The organism is Demequina oxidasica (genome assembly GCF_000975115.1).
Classification (GTDB): domain Bacteria; phylum Actinomycetota; class Actinomycetes; order Actinomycetales; family Demequinaceae; genus Demequina; species Demequina oxidasica.
The window spans coordinates 1-789 of sequence record NZ_BBRE01000007.1 but is presented as its reverse complement, the minus strand read 5'-3'; the positions used below and the strand labels follow the sequence as shown (position 1 = coordinate 789).

The window sequence follows — 789 nt, the reverse complement described above, 5'->3', positions numbered from 1 at the left end:
ACCTCGACGCCTTGGATGACGAACTACCCGAGTGGGGTTGCTACCAAATCGATATCTACTTCGACACTCAAGAGACGAAGGACCTCATCGATGGCGGAGTCCTCTACGGACCCAACAACCCCACCGAACACTTGATCCCCGGCGGGCACAACACAGCCTGGAAGTACGTCAAGAAGTCCGAGGACTGCATGAAACCAGTGGTGGTTTGCAACACTGAAACCTGGCAGCCCATGGAAATTGCTGGTTCGCTTTACAACCACGACGACTACACCATCTACAACCAGGAAGACTGCCAAGCACCCAAAATTTGCTCCGAGATCGAATCTGAACTGCTGCTGAACAAGGCACAGAGCAAGGACATCCTGTCCGAAGACAACGGATGTTTCGTGATCGCCGCATGGAGAATGCCCAGTTGGGAAAACTCCCTCCTCGCGACTTGGCCACAAACACTCGTCACCAGCAAGGACCAGGTCAACCCCGACCTGGCAGGACTAGATGACGAACTCAACGACATCGGCTATGGCTGCTACCAAGTCGACATCTACTGGGACACCGCAACCACCGAGAGCCTGCTCGCCGGCGGAGAACTGACCAGCCCCAACAACCCCGCCGAGGACCACCTGCCCAACGCAGGCTTCGGCACCACCTACAAGCTCGTCAAGATCGGCAACTACACCCACTGCAACGAACCCACAGACCCGGTGTTGTCTGGCACGGTTGTTGCTGAGTGTGTGGAGAACGTTCCGACGTTGAACTACACGATCACGTTGAACGACCCAGACGGTCAGG

At 56.1% G+C, this 789-nt stretch carries 1 protein-coding gene; it reads left to right on the top strand.

Annotated features, from left to right (window positions below):
• Positions 1-789 (top strand): hypothetical protein (locus tag AOP77_RS12415; protein ID WP_160300079.1); only part of this gene is annotated, 789 nt, incomplete at both ends.